Raw genomic sequence first — 24,599 nt, 5'->3', positions numbered from 1 at the left:
GCCCGCTCCCACACTGGATCTGTGATCGACACAAATCCCCTGTGGGAGCGGGCTTGCTCGCGAAGGCGGTATTACAGGCGCAACAGCATTTTCCAGGCACGGTTCTGATACACCGCAATCGCCTGCTGCTTGCGCGCATCCAGGACTTCATCGGTGATCGATTCGTTGGCCAGTTGCGCCAGTTTGTTCAGCTCGCCGTACAGGCGATCCATTTCCGGAATCTCCAGCACGTTACGCGCATGGTGCAGCCAGACCTGGATGCGTTCGATGCGTGGCAGTTGCTCGGCCAGGTCTTCCGGCTGTTGCTGATAACGCTGCAATTGCAGCGAAGTGGCTTCCTCGCCCAGCAGGCGTGGCAACCAGCTGCCCAGTTGCGCAGCGCCCTGGCGATTGCCGCGGGTGTTGCGGTCGGCGGCCCAGGTGCGGGCCAGCAACCAGCGTGAGGTGGTCAGGGAGAACAGGCCCCAGCGCGGGTCTTCGAGTTCTTCGAGGAACTGCTCCGGCGCGGCTTTGCGCACGTCTTCGTCTTCCAGGCCGGCCTGGACCAGCGGGCGCCAGTCTTCCAGCAAGGCATCGAGGGCGACACGCAGATCGTGGGTCGACTGACGCGGTGCGGCCTGGCCGAGGCTGCTGATCAGGGCGCGCATTTCCGCGAGGTTTTCGACCCAGTCCAGCAACAGGCGCCAGTGACCGTTGAAGCGATACTGTTCGGCCAGACGCTGGCTGCTGCCCAGCAAATGCCAGCTCAGCGCGGCGAACGCGTCGTCCAGCGGTGTTTCGGCAGTGATCTGCGGCGCCGGCAGGCTCAACGAATAGCTGTGGGCGTCGTACAGGCGATAACCACGCTCGGCCTTGCTGATGTCACACGGCATCAGGGCCAGTTTCTCGGCCAGCTCGGCGGCCAGTTCCAGCAATGCGGCCGGCTCGCCTTCGCGCAGTTCCAGTTCCAGCTCACAGATTTCTTCTTTCTGCTTGCCGACCACGACGTGACCCAGGTCCAGCGCGGCTTCGATGACCACTTTGGTCTTGCCGCGACCCCAGGCGATTTCCGCGCGTTCGCGGACGAAGTCGGTGGTGAAGATCGGCTTCAGGGTTTTCTTGTCAAGTTCGGCCAGTTCCTCGGGCCAGCATTCGCCGTCGAGTTTCTTCAGGTCGAGCTTGGCTTTGGGCAGGTTCCAGTCGTACTCGTTACGCACCGACAGACCGGCGACGCTCTGGCCACGGGTCTTGAGGGTCTGGATCACTTCGTCGCCATCCTTGCGCAGGCGCAGGGCGACTTTGGCCTGGGCGAGGTCGCGCTCGGGGGTGTCGAAGTACTGGTTCATCAACTCACGGCGTTCCCAGCCACTTTTGTTGCGTTTTTTCAGTAACGGGTGCTCGCGCAGGGCGGCGAGGGTTTCGCGGCTGACGCGGAGTTTGATTTCGGTTTCTTTCTGCATGGCCGGAAAATCCAGGATCGGGAGCGCAGCCGGGGGAATGTGTGGCTGCCAAGGTCGTGCAGTGTACAGGACTCAAGGTTAGTCCGCGCCGCGACGGTTTATTCCTGTCACCGGTTGGTTCTATGATGGACTTCAATTCGGGAGCCGGGAGTCAGCGATGCCATTGCCGTCGATGAAAGAACAATTCGCTGCGCTGATCGCTGCACCGTCCGTCAGTTGTACCCAGCCCAGTCTCGATCAAACCAACGGCCCGGTGATCGACCTGCTGGCAATGTGGCTCGGTGAGCTGGGCTTTACCTGCGAGATCCAGCAGGTCAGCCCCGGCAAGTTCAACCTGCTGGCCAGTTTTGGTTCCGGTCCCGGTGGCCTGGTGCTCGCCGGGCACAGTGACACCGTACCGTTCGACGGTGCGTTGTGGCAGACCGATCCGCTGAAACTGACCGAAGTCGACGGTCGTTGGGTCGGTCTGGGCAGTTGCGACATGAAGGGTTTTTTCGCCCTGGCCATCGAAGCGGTCAAACCGCTGCTCGATCAACCGTTCAAACAGCCGTTGCTGATTCTCGCCACGTGTGACGAAGAAAGTTCGATGTCCGGCGCCCGCGCGCTGGCCGAAGCGGGGCGGCCGTTGGGACGCGCCGCGGTGATCGGTGAGCCGACAGGGCTCAAGCCGATCCGCATGCACAAAGGCATCATGATGGAGCGCATCGACATCCTCGGTCAGAGCGGTCACTCCTCCGACCCGCGCCTGGGCCACAGCGCCCTGGAAGCGATGCACGATGCCATAGGTGAACTGCGCGGCCTGCGCTTGTTGTGGCAGCGCGAATTCCGCAATCCACAGTTTGGCGTGCCGACCCCAACGATGAATTTCGGCTGCATCCATGGCGGCGACAACCCCAACCGCATCTGCGGCCAGTGTTCGCTGGAATTCGATTTGCGGCCGTTGCCCGGCATGGACCCCAAGGTCTTGCGTGCCGAGATCCTGCAGAAGCTCAACCCGATCGCCGAGCGGCATCAGGTCAGGATCGACTACGCGCCGCTGTTCCCGGAAGTACCGCCCTTCGAGCAGGCCGCGGATGCGGAACTGGTGCGGCTGGCTGAAAAGCTTACCGGCCATGGCGCCGAAGCAGTGGCGTTCGGCACCGAAGCGCCTTATCTTCAGCGCCTTGGCTGTGAAACGCTGGTGCTTGGCCCGGGTGATATCGCCTGCGCCCACCAGCCGGGGGAATACCTCGAAATGTCACGTTTGCAGCCTACGGTGCATCTGTTAAGGCAACTGATCGAACACTATTGCCTGACCACGACCCAAACCGCGGCCCTGTAGGAGCGAGCTTGCTCGCGATGAACGCAAGGGCCACGCGTCCATTCAGAAAGGTCGCGTAATCGTTGAAGTCCATCGCGAGCAAGCTCGCTCCTACAGGGGCTGTGATTTGCCTGACAAGCCGTATAAATTGCCGGTATTCAAACCCGTATTCATGAGGAGAGCGCGCGTGTCGCCAAGCCTGTTCCGACGATAACCATCAGCCCGCTGTGCGTTTTCAGTTTCGCCCTTTTTTCGGCTGCTATTTATTACAGGCCCAGGTTCATGCCCGAATACGTCAATTGGCTTCGTCACGCTTCGCCTTACATCAACGCCCACCGCGATTGCACCTTTGTCGTCATGCTGCCCGGCGACGGCGTTGAACATCCGAACTTCGGCAATATCGTTCACGACCTGGTGCTGTTGCACAGCCTGGGCGTGCGTCTGGTGCTGGTTCACGGTTCCCGGCCGCAAATCGAAGCGCGCCTCGCGGCCCGTGGCCTGACCCCGCATTACCACCACGGCATGCGCATCACCGATGCCGCGACCCTGGAGTGCGTGATCGACGCGGTCGGCCAGTTGCGCATTGCCATCGAGGCTCGCCTGTCGATGGACATGGCCTCGTCGCCGATGCAGGGCTCACGCTTGCGGGTGGCCAGCGGCAACCTGGTGACGGCACGGCCGATCGGCGTGCTCGAAGGCGTCGACTATCACCACACCGGCGAAGTGCGCCGGGTCGACCGCAAAGGCATCAACCGTCTGCTGGACGAGCGCTCCATCGTGTTGCTGTCGCCGCTGGGCTACTCGCCGACCGGGGAGATTTTCAACCTGGCCTGCGAAGACGTCGCCACTCGTGCGGCCATCGACCTGGGGGCGGACAAGCTGCTGCTGTTCGGCGCCGACCTGGGCCTGATCGATGAACACGGGCGCCTGGTGCGCGAACTGCGTCCGCAGCAAGTGCCGGCGCATCTGCAACGGTTGGGCAGTAACTATCAGGCAGAATTGCTGGATGCCGCGGCCGAAGCTTGCCGTGGCGGCGTAGCCCGCAGCCATATCGTCAGCTACGCCGAAGACGGTGCACTGTTGACCGAACTGTTCACCCGCGACGGTGGCGGTACGCTGGTGGCTCAGGAGCAGTTCGAAGTGGTGCGCGAAGCGGCCATTGAAGACGTCGGTGGTTTGCTGGACCTGATCAGTCCGCTGGAAGAGCAGGGCATCCTGGTGCGCCGTTCCCGCGAGGTGCTGGAACGCGAAATCGAGCAGTTCAGTGTGGTTGAACGCGAAGGCATGATCATCGCCTGTGCGGCGCTGTATCAGATCGCCGATTCGGACGCGGGTGAGCTGGCGTGTCTGGCGGTGAATCCGGAGTACCGCCATGGCGGTCGCGGCGATGAACTGCTGGAACGCATTGAAGACCGCGCACGGGCTCAGGGCTTGAAAACCTTGTTCGTCCTCACCACCCGCACCGCGCACTGGTTCCGCGAACGCGGTTTCGAACCCAGCAGCGTCGACCGACTGCCGTCGGCGCGGGCGTCGCTGTACAACTATCAGCGTAATTCGAAGATCTTCGAAAAAGCCCTGTAATCGCGGCGCTCCCATCGCGAGCAAGCTCACTCCCACAGGGTTCTCTGATGTCCGCAGACCTGTGGGAGCGAGCTTGCTCGCGATTGGCTGCACAGCAGCCTTCAGCTGTTAATCAGTGACAAACTTCGCGCTGACATACGGCGAGTAATCCGGCAGCACCGTCTCGACCTTCCCTTGTTCCTTCAAGAATTTCGCCGTCTCGCCAATGGCCTTGGCAGTGCCGCCGTCCAGCAACGCGGTGCTCTGTTGCGCCCGGGCATCCGGGAATGCGGAACCGGCCAATAGCTCCGGTACATCAGCGGCATTGGCACCGGTCAGTTTGGCGATTTTCCGGACAGGCAGCGAATCAGCGGTCCATTGGTCTTTATGAGCGGCGTATTCGGCGAATGAATCCAGGGTGACCCTGGCGAACTTTGCCACGACCTCCGGGTGTCTTTCGGCGTAATCCTTGCGCGCCACCCAGACCTCAAAGGTTGGCGCCCCCCATTGGCCCACCTGCGCGGCATCGGTCAAGGTCTTGCCGTTCTTGCGGATTTCCCCCAGGGCAGGCGACCAGACAAACGCACCATCAATATCACCACGTTTCCAGGCTGCCGCGATTTCCGCTGGCTGCAGGTTCACCACTTTGACCTTCGAGCTGTCCAGGCCCCAGTGCTTCAACGCGCCAAGCAGGCTGTAGTGGGAGGTTGAAACGAACGGTGTGGCGATGGTCTTTCCGATCAGATCTTGCGGATTTTCGATGCCGCTGCCGTTGCGCACCACCAGCGCTTCGGCAGCATTGATCTGGGCCGAGACGATGAACGCGACAATCGGCAGGTTACGCGAGGCGGCAGCAGCCAGCGGACTGGAGCCGAGATTGCCGATTTGCACATCGCCGGAGGCAATCGCCGTAACCACTTCCGGGCCGCTATTGAAACGCCGCCAGTCGATCGGCTGGCCGATGGTTTTTTCATAAACGCCATCGGCCTGGGGGACTTTGCTGGGGTCGATGCCGGTTTGATAGCCGACGGTGAGGTTCGCCGCATGAGCGGTGAAAGAAAATGCGAACGATACACAAACTGTAACAATTGGTCCGGATAGTGCGCGTTTAGTCGTCATGGGGCCGCCTTTCGGTAAAAGATTTGTTTCCGAATTACGTCAGAAACTAATCGATCTAAAAAATCAAAAACAAATACCGATTAGGAATTAGCTTGTAAGAAAAACCCTCTATTCTGGGGTGGTTGGGGAGTTGGGAGCTAAATTCCTAAACGGTATTAGAAAAGAATCGGGTAATTCTTTTCAGGTTCATGACGAATTCATGACCCTGCAGGGACCAAAAAACCGGGGGTTAGACTATGGTCGTAGACACACATGGTTACGATTGACTTGTGGGTCACGCTCTGGCGCTAATCGCGCATCTTAGGATTTCGGGCGTCGACTCGAGACCAGGAACACAAGAATTAGAATCGAGAGGAGCTACACAATGAACAAGTCCACCTTGGCTTTGGCCGTGGCCGTTGGGGTTTTGGCGCAGCAGGCAGGCGCCGCAGGTTTCCTGGAAGACAGCAAGGCGTCCATCAGCTCTCGCACCATGTATTACGACGCCGATATGCGTGAAGGTGCGAGCATTCCTGCCAACCGTCAGCGCGAAACCGCTGAGGGTCTGAAGTTCGACTACCTGTCCGGTTTTACCCAAGGTACTGTCGGCTTCGGTATCGATGCTCAGGCACTCGTCGGTATCCACCTGGATGGCGGCAAGGGGCATCACCCGACCGGTAACAGCAACTCCTTCTTCCCTAGCGATGGCAAAGAGGCGGCCGACGAGTGGAGCCGTCTGGATGGCAACGTCAAGGCGCGCTTCTCGAAGACCGAAGCCCACCTGGGCGGCGCTCTGGCACCTAACCTGCCGATCCTGATCGCGAACGACAGCCGTGTGCTGCCGCAGACCTTTGAAGGTGGCACCATCACCTCCAAAGAAATCGACAATGTGACCTTCAACTTGGGTCAACTGGAGCACGCGTCGGGTCGCGCCTCCTCGAACTCCACTGGCCTGTCTGTGGCTGGCGCGACTCAGGACAGTAACAAATTCCAATACGCCGGTGCTGACTGGAAGGTCACCAAAGACCTCTTGCTGCAGTACTACTATGCGAACCTGGAAGACTTCTACAAGCAGAACTTCCTCGGCCTGGTGCACGTCTACCCGATCGCGGCCAATCAGTCGTTCAAGACCGATATCCGTTATTTTGACAGCAGCTCCGACGGCAAGAACGGCGATCCGGGTTTCCGTTTCAACAACAACAACGGTTTCGCCAAGAACCCGGGTGAGGTCGATAACAAGACCTGGAGCGCCATGTTCACCTATACCCTGGGTGGCAACGCGTTCCTGATCGGGCATCAGCGTGTCAACGATGACGGCGGCTTCGTTTTCTTGAACCAAGGCAACCTTATCGATAGCAACGGTAATCCTGAAGGTGCCGGCGGCGCCAGCTTCTACTCGTTTACCGACGCCACAGTTGGCAGCTTTATCCGTGCCGGTGAGAACACCACGTTCGGTCAGTACTCCTATGACTTCGCCTCCCTGGGCGTGCCAGGCTTGAAAGCTTCGATTGCTTACCTGAATGGCCAGGACATCAAGGCTACCAACGGTGTTGGTAAAGACCTGAGTGAGCACGAGACCGACGCGCGTATTGATTACGTGATTCAAACGGGCGCACTGAAAGGGTTTGGCACGACGCTGCGTCACGGTACCTACCGTGGCAACACCAGCACCCTTGACCAAGACCAGACCCGTCTGATCTTCAACTACACCTACAGCTTCATGTAAAAACCGTAAGAAAAAGCCCCGTCGGTTGGCGGGGCTTTTTTTTGCGTCGAACTTTATATTCCATAAACAAAGATGCTATTTCTTTTTTATTCTTTTTGGTTTTTAACCATCCCGCTTAAAGTGCGCCTGTCCGACACTCATCCCTGAGATCGGATTCGGCAATTTCGTCCCTCGACAATTGATCAGGTACAGGAATTGGCCTTGCCGCCGATACCTCGGATCTGTCGTGGGAAGTCATATTCCCAACAGATATTAAAAAATATTAAGAAATTCTTTTTGGCTTTAAGGCCATGTATCCTGCGGCCCGCCAAACGACCGGCTCAGACGGTTTGCCGCGAATTTATGCATTCAGGATCCCGGGCAATCGATTCGGGACCAGGAACATCAGAATTAGAAACGAGAGGAGCGAAACATGAACAAGTCCACCTTGGCCATGGCTGTGGCCGTCGGGGTATTGGCCCAGCAGGCAAACGCCGCGGGTTTTATCGAAGACAGCAAGGCAACACTGGGGCTGCGCAACTTCTACATCAATACCGATAACCGTGACGGTGCCGGTGCCAACAAAAACGAAGAATGGGGCCAGGGCTTCGATCTGCGTTTCATCTCCGGTTACACCCAAGGCACCGTAGGCTTCGGTATCGACGCCATCGGTCTGCTGGGCGTCAAGCTGGATTCGGGCGGCGGCACCAACGGCGCCACGGCGACCTCTTACGGCGGCACGGTTTTCCCGAGCAAATCCAACGGCGAGGCGGTTGATAATTTCTCCAGCCTGGGCCTGACTGCCAAGGCCAAGGTTTCCCAGACCGAACTGAAGCTGGGCACCCTGCAGCCGAAAAACCCGGTGATCGTGACCAACGACGGCCGCCTGCTGCCGCAAACTTGGCAGGGTGGCCAGATCACTTCCGCCGAGATCAAGGACCTGTCGCTGGTCGGTGGTCAGATCGAAGCCGTTAAAGGCCGTAACTCCAGCAACAACGAGCAGATGTCGATTTCCGGTGCGAACACTCGCGGCACCAAATTCCGCGACAGCAACAAGTTCATCTACGCCGGTGGTGACTACAAAATCACCAAGGACCTGACGGCCCAGTACTACTACGGCAATCTGGAAGAGTTCTACAAGCAACACTTCCTGGGTCTGGTTCACAACTGGGCAATCGGCCCGGGCGTGTTGAAGTCGGACTTCCGTTATTTCAACAGCTCTGATGATGGTGCCAACGGTCACGACCCTCTGTACTTCACCACTGGCAACTACAACGCGCCAAACGGTAAAGGCAAGGTCGACAACAACCTGTACAGCGGCCTGTTCCTGTATTCGGTTGCCGGTCATACCTTCGGTGGCGGTTACCAGGTCAGCAACGGCAGCAGCGACTTCCCTTGGCTGAACCAGGGTGACGGTTCGTCGAACTACACCATCACCGATTCGCAAATCCAGAAGTTTGGCCGTGCCGGTGAGAAAACCTGGCAAGCACGCTACGCGTTCGACTTCGCCAAGGTCGGCGTACCTGGCCTGACCGCGGGTCTGGTGTACCTGCACGGCGACAATATCGATACCGTTAACGCCAAGGGTGGGGAGGCGGCCAACGGTGCTTCCGAGTGGGAGCGCGATCTGAGCGTGGCTTACGTGGTTCAGGAGGGTCCGCTGAAAAACCTGGGTCTGACGTGGAAAAACGCTACCTGGCGCACCGACCTGCCGAACACGCGTTCGCAGGACGAAAACCGCCTGATCCTCAGCTACTCGATCCCGCTGTTGTAATAGCGCTCGCGTAACCGAGACAAAAAAAGCCCCGCCCGGTATTGCACCGGGCGGGGCTTTTGCATTTCCAAGACGGGTTCACCCCCGTAATCCCGCCTTGAATTTCCCTCTTTGCAGCAACTCAAGGCCTTCTCGAACCTTGGGGACGATGTTCGGCGGGTTGTGCGTGCACGTCCAGTGAACAGATCTTTAATATTTCTTTATGATCTAAATAAAGCGATATTTATTCTTTTTAATAGATAAGAAACACAGGCACAGTTGAACCCATCAAGCACTCACAAGGAGCAGCACCATGGGTCTCAGACTTGGCGATATCGCCCCCGATTTCGAACAGAACTCCAGCGCCGGCATCATCCGTTTCCATCAGTGGCTGGGCGATAGCTGGGGCGTGCTGTTTTCCCATCCGGCGGATTTCACACCGGTGTGCACCACTGAATTGGGCTTCACCGCCAGGCTCAAGGATGAGTTCGCCCAGCGTGGAGTCAAGGCCATCGCGTTGTCGGTGGACCCGGTGGAGTCGCACCACAAGTGGATCGAGGACATCAACGAAACCCAGGACACCGTGGTCAACTTTCCGATCCTGGATGACGCCGACCGCAAGGTCTCGGACCTCTACGACCTGATCCATCCCAACGCCAACGACACCCTGACCGTACGCTCGCTGTTCGTGATCGACCCGAACAAAAAGGTCCGGCTGACGATTACCTACCCGGCGAGCACCGGCCGCAACTTCAATGAAATCCTGCGAGTGATCGACTCGCTGCAACTCACCGACAACTACAAGGTGGCCACACCGGCCAATTGGCAGGACGGTGATGAGGTGGTGATCGTGCCGTCGCTCAAGGATGAGGATGAAATCAGACAGCGCTTTCCCAAGGGCTATCGGGCGGTTAAACCGTATTTGCGCCTGACGCCGCAGCCGAACAGGTAAGTCTTTGGCATTCGCGGTGTGGCTGATACCGCCATCGCGAGCAAGCTCGCTCCCACAGTTGACCGCGTACCCCCTGTGGGAGCGAGCTTGCTCGCGATAGCGGCCGATCAGACGCAGCAGGATTCAAGGTTTGCATCCACAAAGCAGGGGATTTCAGGCCGTTTCGACGGCCTGTTTTTTTGCCTGGAAGAAGTGAGCTTGTATATCTCTTAAACGAATAACCAAATGAATAAATATGATTTATAGATATATAAATCAGCTGTTAAGGTCACTACATCGAAGCGAGATCGCAAGCCGCGAATCGCCAACACCGTGCAAGGAATCGTCTGAATGTTGGTTGTCTCACTCGGTGGCAGTCCCAGTCAGCGCTCTCGTTCCGGGGTGCTGCTGGATCGCTCCCAACGTTGGTTGCAAGGGCAGGGCGTGGAAGTGGTGAGTTATCAGGTACGGGACTTCCCGGCCGAGGACTTGCTGCACGCACGCTTCGACAGCCCCAAGGTGATCGACCTGCTGCAACAGATTGAAAACGCCGATGGCCTGTTGATCGCCACACCGGTTTACAAGGCATCGTTTTCCGGGGCGCTGAAAGTCGTGCTGGATCTGCTGCCCGAACGCGCCCTGAGCCACAAGGTGGTTCTGCCGATGGCCACTGGCGGCAGCATCGCCCACATGCTGGCGGTGGATTATGCGCTCAAACCGGTGCTGTCGGCCTTGAAGGCCCAGGAAATGCTGCAAGGGATTTTCGCCGTCGACAGTCAGATCGCTTACGGCGAAGGCAGCGCCCTGGCGCAGTTGGCGCCGGAGCTGGAGCAACGGCTGAATGAATCGCTGGAGCTGTTTTTCAGTGCCATGGCACGACGGCCCGAGCCGCTCGATCCGAACCTGTTGAATGATCGTTTGCTGAGTGCTCGCTGGAGCATTTAAGCCTCACCGAAAAATTGAAGTACTGGCCTTACTCGCCCGCCAACGGGCAAGCAGGTGCAGCCAAAACCCAACTGCAAAAAGGAGAGCGCCATGCGCCCTGTCATTTTGCGTCGTGGTCTGGTCGCTCTGTTTGCTGCGGCTGTCACCTTCGGCGCCATTACTCAAGCTCAGGCCGAGACGTTACGCATCGGCTATCAGAAGTACGGCACCCTGGTGCTGCTCAAAGCCAAAGGCACCCTGGAAAAACGTCTCGCCGCCCAAGGCGTGGACGTGCAATGGACTGAATTCCCCGGTGGCCCGCAACTGCTTGAAGGCCTGAACGTCGGCTCCATCGACTTCGGCGTTACCGGTGAGACGCCGCCAGTGTTCGCTCAAGCGGCTGGCGCAGATCTGCTCTACGTCGCCTATGAACCGCCAGCGCCACACAGCGAAGCGATCCTGGTGCCGAAGGACTCGCCGATCAAATCGGTAGCCGAGCTCAAAGGCAAGAAAGTCGTGCTCAACAAAGGCTCCAACGTGCACTACCTGCTGGTGCGTGCGCTGGAAGATGCCGGCCTCAAATACACCGACATCCAGACCGTCTTCCTGCCGCCGGCCGATGCCCGCGCCGCGTTCGAGCGAGGCAGCGTCGACGCCTGGGTGATCTGGGACCCGTACCAGGCCGCCGCCGAACAGCAACTGCAAGCGCGCACCCTGCGCGATGGCCAGGGCATCGTCGACAACCACCAGTTCTACCTGGCGACAAAGCCTTACGCGCAAAAGAATCCTGAGGTGATCAAGACCCTGGTGGAAGAAGTGCGCGCGGTTGGCGAGTGGTCCAGGGCCAATCCCGAGGACGTGACTCAACAGGTGTCGCCACTGCTCGGCCTGCCGGCGGATATCACCCTGACCTCGGTGAAACGCCAGGGCTACGGTGCGCTGTTCCTCACCCCGGAAGTGGTCGCGGCGCAGCAGAAAATCGCCGATAGCTTCTACCAGCTCAAGTTGATTCTCAAACCGTTGAGCATCAAAGACGTGATCTGGACGCCGCCGGCCGCCGTTGCGAAAGCCCAATAATTCGATTCCCCAAGGAGACCACTCCATGAGCCTCAATATTTTCTGGTTCCTGCCTACCCACGGCGACGGCCATTACCTTGGCACCGCCGAAGGCGCACGCGCCGTCGATCATGGTTACCTGCAACAAGTCGCGCAAGCCGCTGACCGTCTGGGTTTTGGCGGGGTGCTGATTCCGACCGGCCGTTCCTGCGAAGACTCGTGGCTGGTGGCGGCGTCGCTGATCCCGGTGACCCAGCGCTTGAAGTTCCTGGTTGCCCTGCGCCCCGGGATCATTTCCCCGACGGTGGCGGCGCGGCAGGCCGCGACCCTGGATCGACTGTCCGGCGGGCGGGCGTTGTTCAATCTGGTAACCGGCGGTGATCCGGAAGAGTTGGCCGGTGATGGCCTGTTTCTCAGCCACGAAGAGCGTTATCAGGCCTCGGTGGAGTTCACCCGCATCTGGCGCCGTGTGCTGGAAGGTGAAACCGTCGATTACGACGGCCAGCACATCAGCGTGAAAGGCGCGAAACTGCTCTATCCGCCAATCCAGCAACCGCGTCCGCCGCTGTACTTTGGCGGATCCTCGGAAGCCGCACAGGATCTGGCCGCCGAACAGGTGGAAATGGTCCTGACCTGGGGTGAACCACCGGCCGCCGTCGCGGAAAAAATCGAACAGGTCCGTGCCAAAGCAGCCAAGCTTGGCCGTACCGTGCGCTTCGGCATCCGCCTGCATGTGATCGTGCGCGAAACCAACGATGAGGCCTGGAAAGCTGCGGATCGGCTGATCTCCCATCTCGACGACGACACCATCGCTCGTGCCCAGGCTTCGCTGGCGCGTTTCGATTCGGTCGGTCAGCAACGCATGGCCGCATTGCATGGCGGCAACCGCAACAACCTGGAAGTCAGCCCGAACCTGTGGGCCGGAGTCGGTCTGGTGCGCGGCGGTGCCGGTACGGCGCTGGTGGGCGATGGTCCGACTGTGGCGGCCCGCGTGAAGGAGTACGCGGACCTGGGCATCGATACGTTTATCTTTTCCGGATACCCACACCTGGAAGAGTCGTACCGGGTGGCCGAGTTGCTGTTCCCGCACCTTGATGTCGAACGTCCTGAACTGCCGAAAAGTGCTGGCTACGTCAGCCCGTTCGGCGAGATGGTCGCCAATGACATTCTGCCCAAAGCCGCGTCCCAGAGCTGAGGCGCTGTCATGAAGAAAATCATCCACAGTCTGACGCCCTGGGCGTTGCCGGTATTGTTGCTGGCGGTGTGGCAGTTGTCGGTATCGGCGGGCTGGTTGTCGACACGGATCCTGCCGGCACCGATCGCCGTGATCGAGGCCGGCGTGCGCCTGGTGCGCAGCGGTGAAATCTGGACGCATCTGGCGATCAGTGGCTGGCGTGCCGCGTTGGGGTTCGCCATCGGCGGCGGCCTGGGTTTGACCCTGGGCTTCATCACCGGCCTGTCGAAGTGGGGCGAACGCTTGCTCGACAGTTCGGTGCAGATGATCCGCAACGTGCCGCATCTGGCGCTGATTCCTTTGGTGATCCTGTGGTTCGGCATCGACGAGTCGGCGAAGATTTTCCTGGTGGCGCTGGGCACGTTGTTCCCGATCTACCTCAACACCTATCACGGCATCCGCAACGTCGACCCGGCGCTGGTGGAGATGTCGCGCAGTTATGGCTTGTCCGGTTTCGGCCTGTTCTGGCAGGTGATCCTGCCAGGTGCGCTGCCTTCGATTCTGGTTGGCGTGCGCTTCGCCCTGGGTTTCATGTGGCTGACGTTAATCGTGGCGGAAACCATTTCCGCCAGTTCCGGCATCGGCTATCTGGCAATGAATGCCCGAGAGTTTTTGCAGACCGACGTGGTGGTGTTGGCGATTCTGCTGTACGCGGTGCTCGGCAAACTGGCCGACCTCGCGGCCCGTGGACTTGAACGTGTGTGGCTGCGCTGGCACCCGGCGTATCAGGTTGCCAAGGGAGGTGCGGCATGATCGCGGAGCAACCTCCACGCCTGCTGCGCGGGATTCCGCTGGCGGTGCGCAAGCTGCAAAAAACCTTTGGCTCGCGACAAGTCTTGCGTGAGATCGATCTGCACATTCCGGCGGGCCAGTTTGTCGCCGTGGTGGGTCGAAGCGGTTGCGGCAAAAGTACCTTGCTGCGATTGCTCGCCGGCCTCGATCGACCCACGGGCGGTGAGTTGCTCGCCGGTGCCGCGCCATTGAGTGACGCGCGGGAAGACACGCGGCTGATGTTCCAGGAAGCGCGTTTGCTGCCTTGGAAAAAGATCATCGACAACGTCGGTCTGGGCCTCAAGGGCAACTGGCGGCCGCAAGCACTTGAAGCTTTGGAAGCGGTGGGCCTGGCCGACCGCGCCAACGAGTGGCCGGCCGCGCTGTCCGGTGGACAGAAGCAACGCGTGGCTTTGGCTCGTGCGTTGATTCATCAGCCGCGCCTGCTGTTGCTCGACGAACCCTTGGGTGCGCTGGATGCCCTGACCCGAATTGAAATGCAGCAGTTGATCGAACGGCTCTGGCAGCAGCACGGCTTCACCGTGTTGCTGGTGACCCACGACGTCAGCGAAGCGGTGGCGATTGCCGATCGGGTGATCCTGATCGAAGAGGGTGAAGTCGGCCTCGACCTGCACGTGGAACTGCCGCGCCCTCGGGTGCGCGGTTCCCATCGGCTGGCGGCGCTGGAAACCGAAGTGCTCAATCGCGTGCTGGCGCTGCCCGGCCAGCCGCCGGAACCGGAACCTGTTTCACCCTTGCCTACGCAATTGCGCTGGGCTCAATAACTCAAGTCTTACCCAACGACAGGAATCAACACCATGACTATCAAGGCCATCAACGTTCGCAACCAGTTCAAAGGCTCCATCAAGGAAATCGTCCTCGGCGACGTGCTGTCGGAAATCGACGTGCAGACCGCTTCCGGCATCGTTACTTCTGTGATCACCACGCGCTCGGTGAAAGAACTGGAACTGGCCGTCGGCAGTGAAGTGATCGCGTTTGTGAAATCCACGGAGGTGTCGATCGCCAAATTGTAATCGTGCGCGTAAACGACAACCCCGAAGGGTTTGAGCCCTTCGGGGTTTTTTGTGCGGGTGATTCAGTGACAGCCGAGGTGTTGCCATCGCGAGCAGGCTCGCTCCCACAGGGTTACTTGTCGTTCACAGAATCTGTATTCACTGAAGATCCTTGTGGGAGCGAGCTTGCTCGCGATGAGGCCAGAGGGACCAGCACAAGAGTCAGGCCGGAATGCTGCGCTTGGGCAGATAGGGCGGCAAATACAATCCAACGTAGGCATCAAACACCCGCATCCCTTCCTCAGCCATGCGCGGCGTAATCTGCCCATGCTGCTGCACCGAGCGCGCATACACCCGGTCGCCCAGCTCCATGGCCAAAGCAAACACATCGACGTCCCCCGGCAGCTTCGGCAGCTCGAAGTGGTGGTCGAAGAGTTTGTGCATCAGGTCGCCCAGTTCGATGTCGTGCTGACGGTCGGCCTGGGTGACTTCGGTCAGGCCGTGCTGGGCCAGTATGAGTTGGCGGGCGGCGGCGTCTTCACCGTAGATGTCGAGCATGCGTTGCTCCACCAGTCGCGACAAATCGCGCCAGCCGCTCAGGGCGTCATGCTCGATCGGCGCTTGCAGACAGGCGCGGAACGCGGCGTGGACGTCGGCGGTCAGGGCTTCGAGCAACGCTGGCACGCTGGCGAAGAAATGGTAGACCGAGGAGGGCGGAATTTCCGCGCGCTCAGCGACGCTGTAGATCGACAGGCTGGCCACACCCTCGGCGGCCAACAACGTGCGGGCCGCATCGAGTATCGAATCGATCCGGGCCTGGCTGCGTGCGCGGGGTTTGCGGGGGGTGGCTACGCGTGTCATTGGAGTCTCCTGCGGGGCAGCGGGCATTGTACGAGTCGGGTTGTGTGTTGTCTGCCCGAACGCCTTCGTCGGAACGCCGCCCGGAGCAAGCCCGCTCCCACACTGGATTTGTGTTCAACGCAGATGTTGTGTTCGCAGAAGATCCCTGTGGGAGCGAGCTTGCTCGCGATCCGCCGAAGGCGGCCATAAAAAAACGCCGCAGGCTGTGAGGCCGGCGGCGTTTCTTCACTACTGCAACCGCTTACACGGTATGCAGGTACCAGTTGTACTCGAGGTCGGAGATGGAGTGTTCGAACTCCTCCAGCTCGCTCTCTTTACAGGCCACGAAGATATCGATGTATTTCGGATCGATGTACTTGGCCATGACTTCGCTGTCGTCCAGCTCGCGCAGGGCATCGCGCAAGTTGTTCGGCAGGCTCTGCTCGTTTTGCTCGTAGCTGTTGCCTTCGACCGGAGCACCCGGCTCGATCCTGGTGGTCAGGCCGTGGTGAATACCGGCCAGCACCGATGCCATCAGCAGGTACGGGTTGGCATCGGCACCGGCCACGCGGTGTTCGATACGTACGGAGTCTGGAGCACCGGTCGGTACGCGAACGGCCACGGTACGGTTGTCCAGGCCCCAGCTCGGCGAGTTCGGCACGTAGAACTGTGCGCCGAAACGGCGGTACGAGTTGACGTTCGGGCAGAGGAACGCCATCTGCGCCGGCAGGGTCTCGAGCACACCGCCGATCGCGTGTCGCAGCGCGGCGTTCTGCTCGGGATCCTCGCTGGCGAAGATGTTGTTGCCTTCTTTGTCGAGAATCGAAATGTGCACGTGCAGACCATTACCTGCCTGGCCTGGGTAAGGCTTGGCCATGAAGGTGGTGTCCATCTCATGGTCATAGGCAATGTTCTTGATCAGGCGCTTGAGCAGGACCGCGTAATCGCAGGCCTTGATCGCGTCTTTCACATGGTGCAGGTTGACTTCGAATTGTGCCGGGGCACTTTCCTTGACGATGGCGTCAGCCGGGATGCCCTGTTCCTTCGCGCCTTCGAGGATGTCTTGCAGGCAGTCGACGTATTCGTCGAGGTCGTCGATCAGGTACACCTGGGTCGACATTGGACGCTTGCCGGACACTGGCGAACGAGGCGGTTGCGGACGACCGTTCACGTTCTCCTGGTCGATCAGGTAAAACTCCAGTTCGAACGCGGCGCAGATGGTCAGGCCCATCTCGTCGAACTTGGCCACGACTTGTCGCAGCACTTCGCGCGGGTCGGCGAAGAAAGGGTCACCTTCGAGTTCGTGCATGGTCATCAACAGTTGCGCGGTCGGGCGCTTCTGCCATGGCTCGTTGCACAGGGTATCGGGGATTGGATAGCAGATTCGATCGGCGTCGCCGATGTCCAGGCCCAGGCCGGTGCTTTCCACCGTGGAGCCATTGATATCCAGAGCAAATAGAGAGGCCGGCAGGTTGATGCCTTTCTCGTAAACCTTGTGGAGGCTGGTGCGTTCGATGCGCTTGCCGCGCACCACACCATTCATATCCGCAATCAGAAGGTCAACGTACAGAACCTCAGGATGTTCCTTAAGGAACGCGTTCGCTTCGTTAAGCTGAACGGCACGCGGGGGTACCGACATGATGCAACACCTTTGTTGTTAAAAATATCAATCATTGATCTTTTCAGATTCCAGTCAACCCGAACGGCATGCCGAAGTCAAGCGAGGCCTTTTTTGCCCTAAAAAAGCGCTCGTGTGGCTTTTTTGAAGCACTTTTGGGCGTTTTTACTCCGCTTGGCGCGGTGACGGCCGCGGGCTTGAGCGGGCCGTGTTGTATTTTTTACGGGGGTGTTGTGTAAAAAAATGAACAAGGCTAAGCTCGAATCAAACCCATAACAGCAATAATACCGGGGTGCTTCATGTCTCGCCTGCCGATAATCGGCGTCACCGACTGCTCAAGACAGGTCGGTCGGCATGCTTATCACATCAGTGATGGCACGTCCGTCCGTTCCGTGGCCTCAGCGGTTCCGGTGATCCTTCCGTCCCTGACGGTTCAACCGTCCCCGTCCGTTATTCTGGACGGTCGCGATGGCACCCCCATTACGGTTACTCCATTCAATATAGAACCGATTCACAATAGCGGCCTGACCATCGTTCAGGGCACCGCTCGCGACTCTGCACGCCCGGCCTCTGCAGCCGTGTTGGCAAACACGATAATCTGCCGCGCAAACGCTCTACAACGCGACGCCGATGCGTCAAACAACGCCTGACCTTGAAAGGGTCAGACAACTCAAGCCTAGAGGCATTTATGAGTAACAACCTCGACCAGCTCACCGATTGGTTGAAAAACCACAAGATCACAGAAGTCGAATGCATGATCGCCGACTTGACCGGGATTACCCGGGGCAAGATTTCGCCGACCAACAAATTCATCGCCGAAAAAGGCATGCGCCTGCCAGAAAGCGTTCTGTTGCAGACCGTGACCGGCGATTACGTCGAAGACGACATCTATTACGAACTGCTCGACCCGGCCGACATCGACATGATCTGCCGTCCCGACCAGAGTGCGGTGTACCTGGTGCCGTGGGCCATCGAGCCGACCGCCATCGTCATCCACGACACCTACGACAAGCAAGGCAACCCGATCGAGCTGTCGCCACGCAACGTGCTCAAGAGAGTCCTGAAACTCTATACCGACAAAGGCTGGCAGCCGATCGTGGCGCCGGAAATGGAGTTTTACCTGACCAAGCGCAGCGACGACCCGGACTACCCGCTGCAACCGCCAATCGGCCGCTCCGGTCGCCCGGAAACCGGTCGACAGTCGTTCTCCATTGAAGCGGCGAACGAGTTCGATCCGCTGTTCGAAGACGTCTACGACTGGTGTGAACTGCAGGACCTTGACCTCGATACGCTGATCCACGAGGACGGCACGGCGCAGATGGAAATCAACTTCCGTCACGGCGATGCCCTGTCCCTGGCCGACCAGATCCTGGTGTTCAAGCGCACCATGCGCGAGGCTGCGCTCAAGCACAACGTCGCCGCGACCTTCATGGCCAAGCCGATGACCGGCGAGCCGGGCAGTGCCATGCACTTGCACCAGAGCATCATCGACATCGAGACCGGCAGGAACATCTTCTCCAATGAAGACGGGACCATGAGCCAGCTGTTCCTGCACCACATCGGTGGCTTGCAGAAGCTCATTCCCGAGCTGTTGCCGCTGTTCGCCCCCAACGTCAACTCGTTCCGCCGCTTCCTGCCGGACACCTCGGCGCCGGTGAACGTGGAGTGGGGCGAAGAAAACCGCACGGTGGGCCTGCGGGTGCCGGATGCGGGGCCACAGAACCGTCGGGTGGAAAACCGCCTGCCGGGCGCCGATGCCAACCCGTACCTGGCGATTGCCGCGAGCCTGCTCTGCGGTTACATCGGCATGGTCGAAGGCCTGAACCCGAGTGCGCCGGTAGTGGGGCGTGGCTATGAACGCCGCAACCTGCGCCTGCCGCTAACCATCGAAGACGCGCTGGAACGCATGGAAAACAGCGCGATCATCGAGCGTTACCTGGGCAAAAATTTCATCACTGGCTACGTTGCGGTCAAGCGGGCCGAGCATGAAAACTTCAAGCGCGTGATCAGTTCGTGGGAAAGGGAATTCCTGCTCTTTGCCGTCTGATACGCCGGGCGCCACCGTTGTCTGGTGGCGCTTTCACCTGATTTTTTAGGAGATTCACATGACCAGCAACAATCCGCAAACCCGTGAATGGCAAACCTTGAGCAATGATCACCACCTGGCTCCGTTCAGCGACTTCAAACAGCTGAAAGAGAAAGGCCCGCGGATCATCACCAACGCCAAGGGCGTTTACCTCTGGGACAGCGAAGGCAACAAGATCCTCGACGGTATGGCCGGTCTGTGGTGTGTCGCGATTGGTTATGGTCGCGATGAACTGGCCGATGCCGCCAGCAAACAGATGCGCGAGCTGCCTTACTACAACCTGTTCTTCCAGACCGCGCACCCGCCGGTCCTGGAACTGGCCAAGGCTATCTCCGACATCGCGCCGCAAGGCATGAACCATGTGTTCTTCACCGGTTCCGGCTCTGAAGGCAACGACACCATGCTGCGCATGGTTCGTCACTACTGGGCGATCAAGGGCCAGCCGAAGAAGAAAGTCATCATCAGCCGCAAGAACGGCTATCACGGTTCCACCGTGGCCGGCGCGAGCCTGGGTGGCATGACGTACATGCATGAACAGGGCGACTTGCCGATCCCGGGTATCGTTCACATTGCCCAGCCGTACTGGTTCGCCGAAGGCGGCGACATGACCCCGGAAGAATTCGGTGTATGGGCGGCCAACCAGCTGGAAGAAAAGATTCTGGAAGTCGGCGTCGACAATGTCGGTGCCTTTATTGCCGAGCCGATCCAGGGCGCCGGCGGCGTGATCATTCCGCCAGACACCTACTGGCCGCGCATCAAGGAAATCCTCGCCAAGTACGACATCCTGTTCGTGGCTGACGAAGTGATTTGCGGTTTCGGCCGTACCGGCGAGTGGTTCGGTACCGATTTCTACGGCCTCAAGCCAGACATGATGACCATCGCCAAGGGCCTGACGTCGGGCTACATCCCGATGGGTGGCCTGATCGTGCGTGACGAAGTGGTAGACGTGCTCAATGAGGGCGGCGACTTCAACCATGGCTTCACCTATTCCGGGCACCCGGTGGCGGCGGCTGTGGGGCTGGAAAACATCCGTATCCTGCGCGACGAAAAAATTGTCGAGCGCGTGAAGTCAGAAACGGCACCGTATTTGCAAAAGCGTCTGCGGGAACTGAACGATCACCCGCTGGTGGGTGAAGTTCGTGGGGTTGGGTTGTTGGGGGCCATCGAACTGGTCCAGGACAAGGCCACTCGCAAGCGTTACGAGGGCAAGGGCGTAGGCATGATCTGCCGTCAGTTCTGCTTCGATAATGGCCTGATCATGCGCGCAGTCGGCGACACCATGATCATCGCTCCGCCTCTGGTGATCACACCGGCGGAAATCGATGAACTGGTGACCAAGGCTCGCAAGTGCCTTGACCTGACCCTGAGTGCATTGCAGGGCTAAGTGCTAGGCTCTGAGCGAAGGTCCAACGTTCTGCATATGAAGTAGGAACTTTCGCTCAGAACTGTCAGAAAGCGTGGCCGTTTCCTTGAAAGACCGATGTGGATCTTGCCAGACTAGCCGCGGTTCCAGTTGCCCGGGTTCGGCCGCTGAACAAAGTGGTTCAAAAAAGAAAAATTTGGAGCATGACGCATGAAGGCATTAGGTAAAAAGCTTGCAGGCAAGACACTTCTCGCCCTGTCCGTCGCGGGCATGATGGCGGGTGCAGTTCAGGCGGACGACAAGGTGTTGCACGTCTACAACTGGTCCGACTACATCGCTCCGGACACCATCGCGAACTTCGAGAAAGAGTCGGGAATCAAGGTCGTTTACGACGTATTCGACAGCAACGAAACCCTGGAAGCCAAACTGCTGGCGGGCAAGTCCGGCTACGACGTGGTCGTGCCGTCGAACAACTTCCTGGCCAAGCAGATCAAGGCCGGCGTATATCAGGAGCTGGACCAGTCCAAGCTGCCTAACTGGAAAAACCTGAACCAGGATCTGCTCAAGGCGGTTTCGGTCAGTGACCCTGGCAACAAGCATGCCTTCCCGTACATGTGGGGCTCGATCGGCATCGGTTACAACCCGGAGAAGGTCAAGGCTGCGTTGGGCGTCGACACCATCGACTCCTGGGACGTGCTGCTCAAACCGGAAAACATCGCCAAGCTCAAGGGTTGCGGTGTGAGCTTCCTCGATTCGCCGACCGAAATGCTCCCGGTCGCGCTGCACTACCTGGGCCTGCCAACCGACAGCCAGAAGAAAGAAGACATCAAGAAAGCCGAGGAACTGTTCCTCAAGATTCGTCCTTCGATCACCTACTTCCACTCCTCCAAGTACATCTCGGACCTGGCCAACGGCAACATCTGCGTAGCGGTTGGCTACTCGGGTGACGTTCAGCAGGCCAAGTCCCGTGCAGCAGAGGCGGGTGACAAGGTCAAAGTCAGCTACGCCATTCCGAAAGAAGGCGCTGGCAGCTTCTTCGACATGGTCGCGATTCCCAAGGATGCCGAGAACGTTCAGGGCGCCTACAAGTTCATGACCTTCCTGCAGAAGCCTGAAGTCATGGCCGCTATCACCAACGCCGTACGCTTCCCGAACGGTAACGCCGCTGCAACAGCTCTGGTAGAAAAAGACATCACCAGCGATCCAGGCATCTACCCGCCAGCCGATGTGCAGGCCAAGCTGTATGCCATCGCCGACCTGCCAGCGGCAACCCAGCGTGAAATGACCCGCAGCTGGACCAAGATCAAGTCGGGCAAGTAAGTAGTTAAACCTTGTAGCAGCTGCCGCAGGCTGCGTTGAGGTCCGAAGGGCCTCCGCGTTTTCAACAGCGCAACCGCTTCGCAGTTGAACGCAGCCTTCGGCAGCTGCTACAGGTATCTGCATAAAAGTTTTGCTGGAACGGTTTTTCGAGGGTAAGTTGCGCGCCGGTTTTGTTGCCGGGCAACCACGGTTGTCATGTAACGCGGGGCAACTTGGGCCCAACTAATTTTAGAGGACCTCCACTTGCCTATTTTTTCTTTGTTGCGCAATGCCATGCTGGTTGGCGTCGGGCTGACGATTGCAGTCAGTGTTCAGGCCGCCGGCACCGTGCATATTTATAACTGGTCGGACTACATCGGCGAGACGACACTGGCCGACTTCCAGAAAGAGACCGGTATCAAGCCGGTTTATGACGTCTTTGATTCCAACGAAACCCTGGAAGGCAAGTTGCTCGCCGGGCGTACCGGCTACGACGTGGTCGTGCCGTCGAACCACTTCCTCGGCAAGCAGATCAAGGCCGGGGCATTCCAGAAGCTCGACAAGTCGCAGCTGCCGAACTATTCGAACCTCGACCCGGTGCTGCTCAAGCGCCTGGAACAGAACGATCCGGGCAACCTGTACGCCGTGCCGTACCTGTGGGGCACCAACGGAATCGGTTACAACGTCGACAAGATCAAGGCTGTGCTGGGCGTCGACAAGATTGACTCCTGGAGCGTGCTGTTCGAGCCCGAGAACATCAAGAAACTGCACAAATGCGGTGTGGCGTTCCTCGATTCCGCTGATGAAATGATGCCGACAGTCCTTAACTACATGGGCCTGAACGCCAACAGCACCAACGAGGAAGACTACAAGAAGGCGACCGCCAAGTTGCTGGCCGTGCGTCCCTACGTTACCTACTTCAACTCGTCCAAGTACATCACCGACCTGGCCAACGGCGATATCTGCGTGGCGGTCGGGTTCTCCGGCGACATCTTCCAGGCCCGCAACCGTGCCCAGGAAGCCAAGAAAGGCATCAACATCGCCTACGCCATTCCGAAAGAAGGCGGCGCTCTCTGGTTTGACATGCTGGCGATTCCGAAGGACTCGGCCAACGTCAAGCAGGCCCACGCCTTCATCAACTATTTGCTGAAGCCTGAGGTGATTGCCCAGGTCAGCGATTACGTCGGCTATGCCAACCCTAACCCGGGGTCGGACAAACTGATGGAACAGTCCATTCGCACCGACGAAGCGGTTTATCCACCGCAAGAGGTGCTCGACAAGACCTACGTGTCCGTCGAGTTGCCACCGAAGATTCAACGCTTGATGACCCGCAGCTGGACCATGGTCAAGTCGGGTAAATAGTTTCAAGGCTCAGACTATCCAGGTTGGCTCACCTTGAGCGAACTGCACTCTTTTTTTTTTGGGAGTTTCGTAAATGGCAGTTGCCTCCGGCGCCTATAAGAAAGCCCTCGAGGGCGACCAGCAACCTAAGCAGGTGCTGGTCAAAATCGACCGGGTCACGAAGAAGTTCGACGAGACGATTGCCGTGGACGATGTGTCCCTGGAAATCAAGAAAGGCGAAATTTTCGCCCTGCTCGGCGGTTCGGGATCGGGCAAATCCACTTTGCTGCGCATGCTCGCCGGTTTCGAGCGACCGACCGAAGGCCGGATCTTCCTCGATGGCGTAGACATCACCGATATGCCGCCGTACGAGCGTCCGATCAACATGATGTTCCAGTCCTACGCCTTGTTCCCGCACATGACCGTGGCGCAGAACATCGCCTTCGGTCTCAAGCAGGACAAGATCCCGAACGCTGAAATCGACGCCCGCGTGGCCGACATGCTCAAGCTGGTGCAGATGAGCCAGTATGCCAAGCGCAAGCCGCATCAGTTGTCCGGTGGTCAGCGTCAGCGCGTAGCCCTGGCCCGTTCCCTGGCCAAGCGACCGAAACTGCTGCTGCTCGACGAACCGATGGGCGCACTGGACAAGAAACTGCGCTCGCAAATGCAGCTGGAGCTGGTGGAAATCATCGAGCGCGTCGGCGTAACCTGCGTGATGGTGACCCACGACCAGGAAGAGGCCATGACCATGGCCGAGCGCATCGCGATCATGCACCTGGGCTGGATCGCCCAGATCGGCAGCCCGATCGACATCTACGAAACACCGACCAGCCGCCTGGTCTGCGAGTTCATCGGCAACGTCAACATCTTCGACGGTGAAGTGATCGACGACGCCGAAGGCCACGCGACCATCACCTGCAAAGATCTGGACCGCAAGATCTATGTCGGCCACGGCATCAGCACCTCAGTGCAAGACAAATCCGTGACCTACGCGATCCGTCCGGAAAAACTGCTCGTAACCCCGACCATGCCGACCTGTGAATACAACTGGTCCAGTGGCAAGGTGCACGACATTGCCTACCTCGGCGGTCACTCGGTGTTCTACGTCGAATTGCCGAGCGGCAAGATCGTCCAGTCCTTCGTGGCCAACGCCGAACGCCGTGGCGCTCGTCCGACCTGGGGTGATCAGGTCTACGTGTACTGGGAAGACGACAGTGGCGTGGTACTTCGCTCATGAACATGCGCAAACTCAAACGCCGACTCAATCG

20 protein-coding genes are annotated in these 24,599 nt (G+C 59.0%); 16 read left to right on the top strand and 4 right to left on the bottom strand.

What is annotated here, in order from left to right:
- Positions 1–71: 71 nt before the first annotated feature.
- Complete coding sequence (locus AB4Z35_RS05915; RefSeq protein WP_442096331.1) at positions 72–1,439, bottom strand: CYTH domain-containing protein; 1,368 nt, start codon at positions 1,437–1,439, stop codon at positions 72–74.
- A 157-nt stretch (positions 1,440–1,596) separates the two neighbouring features.
- Here AB4Z35_RS05915 and argE point away from each other — a divergent pair, with 157 nt between their 5' ends.
- Entirely contained in the window at positions 1,597–2,760 is a 1,164-nt protein-coding gene (argE, locus tag AB4Z35_RS05910) for an acetylornithine deacetylase (protein WP_442096330.1), read from the top strand.
- Between the two features lie 261 nt (positions 2,761–3,021).
- Complete coding sequence (gene argA, locus AB4Z35_RS05905) at positions 3,022–4,320, top strand: amino-acid N-acetyltransferase (RefSeq protein WP_442096329.1); 1,299 nt, start codon at positions 3,022–3,024, stop codon at positions 4,318–4,320.
- Positions 4,321–4,428: 108 nt separating this feature from the next.
- Here argA and tauA read toward each other — a convergent pair whose 3' ends face one another.
- Complete coding sequence (gene tauA, locus AB4Z35_RS05900) at positions 4,429–5,418, bottom strand: taurine ABC transporter substrate-binding protein (protein ID WP_442096328.1); 990 nt, start codon at positions 5,416–5,418, stop codon at positions 4,429–4,431.
- A gap of 364 nt (positions 5,419–5,782) precedes the next feature.
- Between tauA and AB4Z35_RS05895 the strand changes: the two genes are divergently transcribed.
- The 9 genes from AB4Z35_RS05895 (at position 5,783) to AB4Z35_RS05855 (ending at position 14,805) form a co-directional block, all read left to right on the top strand.
- Positions 5,783–7,123: an OprD family outer membrane porin gene (locus tag AB4Z35_RS05895; RefSeq protein WP_442096327.1), complete on the top strand. Its 1,341-nt coding sequence runs from the start codon at positions 5,783–5,785 to the stop codon at positions 7,121–7,123.
- 412 nt (positions 7,124–7,535) lie between these two features.
- Entirely contained in the window at positions 7,536–8,876 is a 1,341-nt protein-coding gene (locus AB4Z35_RS05890) for an OprD family porin (RefSeq protein ID WP_442096326.1), read from the top strand.
- 292 nt (positions 8,877–9,168) lie between these two features.
- On the top strand, positions 9,169–9,807 hold the full coding sequence (locus AB4Z35_RS05885; RefSeq protein ID WP_442096325.1) for a peroxiredoxin: 639 nt from the start codon (positions 9,169–9,171) through the stop codon (positions 9,805–9,807).
- A gap of 330 nt (positions 9,808–10,137) precedes the next feature.
- The gene (gene ssuE / locus AB4Z35_RS05880) at positions 10,138–10,731 is read left to right on the top strand and encodes an NADPH-dependent FMN reductase (protein WP_442096324.1); all 594 of its coding nucleotides are present in this window, start codon (positions 10,138–10,140) and stop codon (positions 10,729–10,731) included.
- 90 nt (positions 10,732–10,821) lie between these two features.
- Positions 10,822–11,787, top strand: coding sequence for a sulfonate ABC transporter substrate-binding protein (locus AB4Z35_RS05875; protein ID WP_442096323.1), 966 nt, complete (start codon positions 10,822–10,824; stop codon positions 11,785–11,787).
- A 25-nt stretch (positions 11,788–11,812) separates the two neighbouring features.
- A complete protein-coding gene (gene ssuD, locus AB4Z35_RS05870) occupies positions 11,813–12,961 on the top strand; it encodes an FMNH2-dependent alkanesulfonate monooxygenase (protein WP_116261579.1) in 1,149 nt (382 codons plus the stop codon).
- Between the two features lie 9 nt (positions 12,962–12,970).
- Positions 12,971–13,753: an aliphatic sulfonate ABC transporter permease SsuC gene (gene ssuC / locus AB4Z35_RS05865; RefSeq protein ID WP_442096322.1), complete on the top strand. Its 783-nt coding sequence runs from the start codon at positions 12,971–12,973 to the stop codon at positions 13,751–13,753.
- Positions 13,750–14,556, top strand: coding sequence for an aliphatic sulfonates ABC transporter ATP-binding protein (ssuB, locus tag AB4Z35_RS05860; RefSeq protein WP_442096321.1), 807 nt, complete (start codon positions 13,750–13,752; stop codon positions 14,554–14,556). The genes ssuC and ssuB overlap by 4 nt, the downstream gene beginning before the upstream one ends.
- A 33-nt stretch (positions 14,557–14,589) precedes the next feature.
- Positions 14,590–14,805: a TOBE domain-containing protein gene (locus AB4Z35_RS05855; RefSeq protein WP_007967989.1), complete on the top strand. Its 216-nt coding sequence runs from the start codon at positions 14,590–14,592 to the stop codon at positions 14,803–14,805.
- 201 nt (positions 14,806–15,006) lie between these two features.
- Here the strand turns inward: AB4Z35_RS05855 and AB4Z35_RS05850 are convergent, their stop codons facing one another.
- Complete coding sequence (locus AB4Z35_RS05850) at positions 15,007–15,645, bottom strand: TetR/AcrR family transcriptional regulator (RefSeq protein ID WP_442096320.1); 639 nt, start codon at positions 15,643–15,645, stop codon at positions 15,007–15,009.
- Between the two features lie 241 nt (positions 15,646–15,886).
- On the bottom strand, positions 15,887–17,263 hold the full coding sequence (locus AB4Z35_RS05845; protein WP_442096319.1) for a glutamine synthetase family protein: 1,377 nt from the start codon (positions 17,261–17,263) through the stop codon (positions 15,887–15,889).
- Between the two features lie 667 nt (positions 17,264–17,930).
- On the opposite strand from AB4Z35_RS05845, the gene AB4Z35_RS05840 reads away from it, so the two are divergent.
- The 5 genes from AB4Z35_RS05840 to AB4Z35_RS05820 all read left to right on the top strand — a co-directional run bounded on the left by AB4Z35_RS05840 (position 17,931) and on the right by AB4Z35_RS05820 (position 24,568).
- Positions 17,931–19,289 (top strand): glutamine synthetase family protein, encoded by a 1,359-nt coding sequence (locus AB4Z35_RS05840; RefSeq protein ID WP_442096318.1) that lies wholly within the window; start codon positions 17,931–17,933, stop codon positions 19,287–19,289.
- 58 nt (positions 19,290–19,347) lie between these two features.
- Positions 19,348–20,712, top strand: coding sequence for an aspartate aminotransferase family protein (locus AB4Z35_RS05835; RefSeq protein ID WP_116261572.1), 1,365 nt, complete (start codon positions 19,348–19,350; stop codon positions 20,710–20,712).
- A gap of 189 nt (positions 20,713–20,901) precedes the next feature.
- Entirely contained in the window at positions 20,902–22,011 is a 1,110-nt protein-coding gene (locus AB4Z35_RS05830) for a polyamine ABC transporter substrate-binding protein (RefSeq protein WP_442096317.1), read from the top strand.
- A 243-nt stretch (positions 22,012–22,254) separates the two neighbouring features.
- On the top strand, positions 22,255–23,352 hold the full coding sequence (locus tag AB4Z35_RS05825) for a polyamine ABC transporter substrate-binding protein (RefSeq protein ID WP_442096316.1): 1,098 nt from the start codon (positions 22,255–22,257) through the stop codon (positions 23,350–23,352).
- Positions 23,353–23,425: 73 nt separating this feature from the next.
- The gene (locus AB4Z35_RS05820; RefSeq protein ID WP_007993125.1) at positions 23,426–24,568 is read left to right on the top strand and encodes an ABC transporter ATP-binding protein; all 1,143 of its coding nucleotides are present in this window, start codon (positions 23,426–23,428) and stop codon (positions 24,566–24,568) included.
- The last annotated feature ends 31 nt before the right edge of the window (positions 24,569–24,599 follow it).

Source organism: Pseudomonas sp. KB_15 (assembly GCF_052114525.1).
In the GTDB taxonomy this organism is placed as follows: Bacteria; Pseudomonadota; Gammaproteobacteria; order Pseudomonadales; family Pseudomonadaceae; genus Aquipseudomonas.
Note: the sequence above shows the minus strand (reverse complement) of the source record. Positions and strands in the feature narration are given on the sequence as shown.